Source organism: Helicobacter saguini (genome assembly GCF_000762875.2).
Classification (GTDB): Bacteria; Campylobacterota; Campylobacteria; order Campylobacterales; family Helicobacteraceae; genus Helicobacter_A; species Helicobacter_A saguini.
Map to the genome: position 1 here is coordinate 21019 of NZ_JRMP02000025.1, position 6309 is coordinate 27327.

Sequence of the window (6309 nt, forward strand, 5' to 3'; positions counted from 1 at the left end):
TATTACCTCACATATATATTTGACAACGCATTATAGCCATTATGATTATATTTCGTATTTTCTTTATTTTCATTACCAAATTCTATCATAAGTTTATTGCAGCACGATGGTAGTAGCCATATTTCTTTGGATAATATACTTTCTTGTTTGTATTCTTTGTGCGTATCATCTATAAGTTTAAATGTGCCGTATCCATAGTCTTTATTATCTTGTGCTTCTTTATTATTCTCATAAGCTTGTTTTAGAATCTTAGGTATATGTTTAGGGATTATATATATATATTCTCTTGTATGATTATCAAATTGAATAATAAATGATTTATATATAAAATATTTATTGTTATAGTTTTCTTGTATATTATTTGGTAAATCATTGATGTTTAATTCTTTGCAATTTATAAGATTTAATTCATAGCTATTTAATATTATATTACTTTTTAATTCATTGTCATTGATTTTACATTGATATATATTAAGCGAATTTTTTTGCAAAGAATCTATTTTATAGCAAATAGTAAATATGGGCTTATGATAATTGATTTTAGATTCTATACATTCTTTATTTTGTTTAGAATCTAATGTAGGTTTTGGTGAGTTTATTTTAAAAGTGTTTGGTTTTGGAGTGATAATCAATGGGAAACCTTTGTCGCTAAAAACATTACCATTTACTAAATCTTGCATAATGGGATAATCATCATTATATTTTTTTAACGCACGAGCAGTAGGTAATATAACACTTACAAGATTGCAAGGGCTAGGCACTCCTAAGATAGTATTTTGACAACCTATTATTTGGCTATTTAATAAATCAGATTCTAAAATCATTGATTTATTATTTGATTTAAAGTTTTTACCTTTATTACTTTTTAATTTTACTATTCCACCATGAATACATTTTATTTCGTTATCTTCTAAAATAGGACAAAGCATTGCGGTAGATTCTATAGAATCTAGTTTATCATTGCAAGAAGCTTTAGCTTCGTGGCAATCTATTTGTTTTTGCAGAATCTTCTTTGCTTCTTTAGACTTAGATTCTAACTTTATATTTAAACTAGATTCTAAGATTGAATAATGTAATATCGTTAAGACTTTAGAATCTAAAAATACTTGCAGGGTTTGTGTAGAATCTTTAGAATCTATTGAATCTTGTGAGTTAGATTCTAAAGAATCGTTAGAATCTTGTAGATAATAAATAGGCTTAGATTCTGTAAGTTTATTATTAGAATCTACGTTACCAAACAATAAATCATTATTAGATTCTATCCCACCTTGTAATAATTGTGAATAAAAAAAGATTCTAGTATTATTTGACTTTAAAATATTAGAATCTAAATTATACTTTTTGACTAAAGATTCTATATCAATTATGCTTTTATCTTTTGTAAAAATATCTATTTTATTATTATAAATATGAATTAGATTTGACATTGAAATATTAGATTCTATAGAATCTAAAAAGATTATTTTTATAGATTTGTCCTTAGATTCTAAGATTAGATTATTTTGTGTATGTTTAGATTTTATGGAATCTTTATCAACTAAATTAGATTCTATATTGTTAGAATCTTTAGATTTATTTTCATTAAATATAACATATTGTTTAGAATCTTTTAGCTCTTTTTCATATTCTTTAAAACTTAGATTATTTATTCGCTCTATTTCTTTTTCAATAACTTCTATTCTTTCTTGTTTTAAAAGCATAAAAGATTTATATAAAGCTTTTCTAGATTCTAAATATTCATTTGTTATAGAATCTTTATTAAAGATAAATATATTTACAAAGTCATTTTTATATCCAAAGCTTTTTGTTGCTATATTTTTATCTAGTATAGCTTTATTATTAGAATCTAGCACAATTAAATTATTGCAATGATAAAGACAATAAAAATAAGCAAGTTTAGATTTATCTTGCAAATCATTTAGATTTAAAGATTCTATGTTTTTAGAATCTACATAAGTATAGTAATATTTTTTAGATTCTAAAATATTTAATATATCATAAACGCTATATTCTTTAGAATCTAAAGATATTTGAAGTGATATTTGTCTTGCTAAAAGTGCATTTGTGTATTGATAATATTGATAGGATAAATTGCTTTGTGTAGTGTAGATTCTAAAATAAGATTCTAAATCTTTGTTGTAGTCTTTTATGTTTTCATTATAGATTCTACGATAAGTGTTATATGTTTCTAATTCTTTTTTGTATGTATCTTGTTGTTCTTGGGCTTGTTTGATAGCATTTGCTAATACTTGCTTTTCTATCCCTATATCAGTAGTAAAAGTATCACTAAAAGCAAACTTTATATCCTTTGGCTTTTGTGGGATAGGGTTAGAATCTAGATAGAAAATGGCTTTTTGTAAATCATTTGTGGGTGTAGGAAGTGGCGGGAAATAAGAAATAAGATTTGGTATAGGTAAAGTAAGCATCCTACCAAAATCAAATTTAAATCTATCCCACCAGCTTGGCTGCATATCTTTTTCTTGCTCTTTTGTTTGATAATATTCATAGATTGTAGGTGTATGAGCTTCATGAGTTTTTATGTAAGCACTGAAATCTTCAATAGTTTTATTGCTATTTTCATCTCTTGAAAAATATAATATTGCTTCTTGCAAAATTAAAACAATATATATAATAGAATGTGAATTTTCTCCTGTATATAATGGCATTTTATTGCTTGAACCATATTGAGCTGAAGCTATGATTTTTATCCCACCATTATCATAAATATGTGTTAGTTTATTTGAAATATCAACGCTTAAATATCCACTAAATTCTTTGAAAAGTTTTAATGTATTGAGATTAATAAAAATATTTGGAGCAAACCACGAATGAATGCTAGGAGAATTAAAAGTATATACTTCACTTGGAGAATAAGTAAATCTACCTTTATATAGATTATCACAATAAATTAATGCCCATTGTGCTAGATAGCCACCTAGCGAATGCCCTGTAAATATAATAGGCTTTGGTTGATTTTCAACAAAGGGCTTAATTGTTTCCATAAAATTGAGTAAAGCATTATTTTGAATATTTACTCCTATGATTAATCCTATATCTTGGATAATATCTTTAAAATTATTTGTCCCTTTAAAAGCAAGTATATATCGTTGTTTTAAAGTATCAAAAAACAAAGTAGCACCGAATCCACTAATATTTTTCCAATTATCAACATGATGATATATTACCATATATCTTTTTGCAAATTCACTTGCTTGTCTAAAAGTAAATCCTACTTTATAATCAACTTTCCATATTTTCCACCATGAAGATTCTACGCTTAAGACTTGGAAATATGTAGGCAGTTTGCTGTATTCTTTATTGCTTAAATTTTCTTTATCACCCTTAGAATATTCTCCAAACATTCCATTTCTTAATGCGGTGCAATAGCATGCCCACGCACATTCTGCGTAACTTTTTAAATCTTTTAGTTTTGCTAAATTTACTTTTGGCATTTATACTCCTATCTATTTATCACAAATAAGCCAAATATAAATATCATTAAGGCTATGAAATATAGAATCTTAAATGTTTTTTCTTGATTTAATTGTGTATTGTCTTTTTTCTTTAATATTTTATTTGGAAAAAATATAAATGTTCCATAAAATACAATTGGTAAAATCATATAAAAGACAAATGTGAATATCGTCTCTCCTAAACTCATTCCATTTGGTCCTGTTATTACCATTGAAAACAGGCTTAATAAGGCTATTATTATCGTATAGATTCTATAAAATCTCTTTAACTTTTGCATATTACTCCTTTACGCATTTAACTTTGTGCTAAATAACCTACTACAACGATTTTAACATTATTTGTTATAAAATACTCTTTAATGCTTAATACTCATAACTAGCCCAAGCACATTCAGCGTAATCATAAATTTTTCTAATTGTCTCTATCATTAAAGCACCTTTTGACATGAAATAGGATTATCATCTTTAAAGCAAATAGGACTAAATGTCTCAAAGACCTTATAAAGCAATATACCCATCAGTATAACTAAACATATCAAAATCAATATTTTCCACCACCTAAAATCTTTGAATGTATTTATTGCTAAAAGTATTGTTATATAAGGAATGAGTGGAGTAAATGCGAGTGAAATAAAAAATAATATTATCTTTAATAATGTAATTTCACCATGTCCAATAATCATAGATAGCAATGTCAAAAATACGCATATAAGAAGATAAATTTTATATCCATTAAAAATATTCTTTTTCATTTTATAATTCTCCAAAATCTATTAATATTATTTAAAGACATAAAATTTTACTTCATATCTTTTTGCAAATTCACTTGCTTGTTTGATAGTAAATTCCACTTTATAATCTTTCCATAATTTCCACCATGAAGATTCTATGCTTAATGCTTGGAAGTATGTAGGTAGTTTGTTATATTCTTTATTGCTTAAATTTTCTTTATCGCCCTTAGAATCTTCTCCAAACATTCCATTTCTTAATACATTGCAATAGCAAACTTTGCTACATTCTGCGTAACTTTTTAAATCTTTTAGTTTTGCTAAATTTACTTTTGGCATTGGTTTTCTCCTTATTGTTTTATTTTGCAATAATGTAAATATATAATAATACAAATGCTATACTCAACACATATAACAATACAAAAGTATTTGAAGTGTCATTTTTTATATTTTTTATTTTAATGATTTTTTTTAAAATTTTTCTTGGATAATATACAAAAGTTCCGTAGATAAAAATTGGTAATGATATGAGATATAATCCTATGAAAATTACCCTGCCTTTATCATCCATAAAGCCAAAACCTACTACAAGTATAATTGCAACAAAATATATATAAATTTTGTAAAATCTCTTTAACTTTTGCATATTACTCCTTTACACATTTAGCTTTGTGCTAAATACCCACCTAGTGAATGTCCTACCACAATAAGCTTAGAATCTTTTATCTTAGATTTTATCTTTTCTTCATAGAATCTTGCTATTTCATAGCATTGCATAGGGATTCCATTTGTAGCTAAGATTAAATCTATGCTTAAATCATCTATTCCTAATTCACTGCCTCTAAAGGCTAAGATATATTGCTCACTTTTCTCAACACTTTTTCTTTTACCTGTAACCTTGTCTAATTCTCCTAAGTCTTTGAATAGCGTAGCGGAGAATCCATAGCGAGTATTTGGCTCGTGTGCTAGAAGCTCATAGCGATTGGTAAAGTCTATGGTGCGAATGGAAAGTTTATCGCTAGATTTTACATTTTTAGGGTCATTATTGATTTTTTTATCTTTCAAAATACCTTTTTCTAAAACAACATCTTGATTAAATCTTGCTTCGATACAACGAGCATAGGCGGTATTGGAATTTTTAGGAATATTAGCTATAACTTCACCTTTGCTATTCTTAATTTCTCTATCTGCTTTTACTTTATCTTCCAAAGTAATTTTGTCAGCAAATTGCCATCTTGCTATACTAAGTATACTATCATATATTCTCTCTTCTTCATTTTCAAACACATAATGTAGCATTGCATAACTTGCATCAGCTAAATTCGTACAATCTAAAAATTTTTTTGCTAAATTAAGCTTTGTCTCGTGTGTTTTATTGTCCATTTTTATTCCTTAAAATTTATTATTTGGTAAATAACCACCTATAACTTTTTCGGTTTCTAACCAAAATCCTGCTCCTTCATCACCTTTAAACCATAAACCATAATTAAAATAGCTAAAATTTTTATTGTGCATGATAATATGTTTATTTCCGTTAGAATCTATATAATAAAGTATAAATGTTTTATATTCTTTCAACCGACTATTTATAATTTTTATATCAAATTCTTCTTGTGAATTTGTAATAACAAAATAACCATTTGATAGTTTAGTATTAATTCCGTTTTGATTAATTTCATTATATAATTTTTCATCATAAATATATCTGCCACTTTCATTTTTCATTAACCACATAAACTTATAATACTGCCAATCCATATATTTAAAACTACACCCACCTGCAAAGAATAGAATCAAAAATAAAGATACTAGACCTTTTAAGATTCTCTTTAATGTAAAGATTTGTTTAAGTTTTAAAAGCAAGTTTTGTTTAATCATTTAATTGTCCTTATTCTTTTATGGATTGCTTCATTTCATTCGCAATGACAGAATCTATGGAATCTTGCAAATAATAAATAGGCTTAGATTCAAGTAATTTATTATTAGAATCTACGTTACCAAACAATAAATCATTATTAGATTCTATCCCACCTTGTAATAATTGCGAATAAAAAAAGATTCTAGTATTATTTGACTTTAAAATATTAGAATCTAAATTATACTTTTTG

General features: G+C 25.8%; 6 protein-coding genes and 1 pseudogene. All 7 read right to left on the reverse strand.

Annotated elements, in window-relative coordinates:
- Window positions 1-2: 2 nt before the first annotated feature.
- On the reverse strand, window positions 3-3452 hold the full coding sequence (locus LS64_RS13425; protein WP_237416262.1) for a Tle-like phospholipase domain-containing protein: 3450 nt from the start codon (window positions 3450-3452) through the stop codon (window positions 3-5).
- 8 nt (window positions 3453-3460) lie between these two features.
- Window positions 3461-3751 carry a hypothetical protein gene (locus tag LS64_RS11095; protein ID WP_034574021.1) on the reverse strand — a complete coding sequence of 97 codons (291 nt, stop codon included), beginning with the start codon at window positions 3749-3751 and terminating at the stop codon, window positions 3461-3463.
- Between the two features lie 501 nt (window positions 3752-4252).
- Entirely contained in the window at window positions 4253-4540 is a 288-nt protein-coding gene (locus tag LS64_RS11100; RefSeq protein WP_118949299.1) for a hypothetical protein, read from the reverse strand.
- 19 nt (window positions 4541-4559) lie between these two features.
- Window positions 4560-4847: a hypothetical protein gene (locus LS64_RS11105; protein ID WP_034571747.1), complete on the reverse strand. Its 288-nt coding sequence runs from the start codon at window positions 4845-4847 to the stop codon at window positions 4560-4562.
- A 17-nt stretch (window positions 4848-4864) separates the two neighbouring features.
- The gene (locus tag LS64_RS12865) at window positions 4865-5584 is read right to left on the reverse strand and encodes a hypothetical protein (RefSeq protein WP_193554437.1); all 720 of its coding nucleotides are present in this window, start codon (window positions 5582-5584) and stop codon (window positions 4865-4867) included.
- A gap of 9 nt (window positions 5585-5593) precedes the next feature.
- Window positions 5594-6079: a hypothetical protein gene (locus LS64_RS11115; protein WP_052062305.1), complete on the reverse strand. Its 486-nt coding sequence runs from the start codon at window positions 6077-6079 to the stop codon at window positions 5594-5596.
- A 10-nt stretch (window positions 6080-6089) separates the two neighbouring features.
- Window positions 6090-6309 (reverse strand): annotated as a pseudogene (locus LS64_RS12580) (hypothetical protein); the annotation flags it as partial.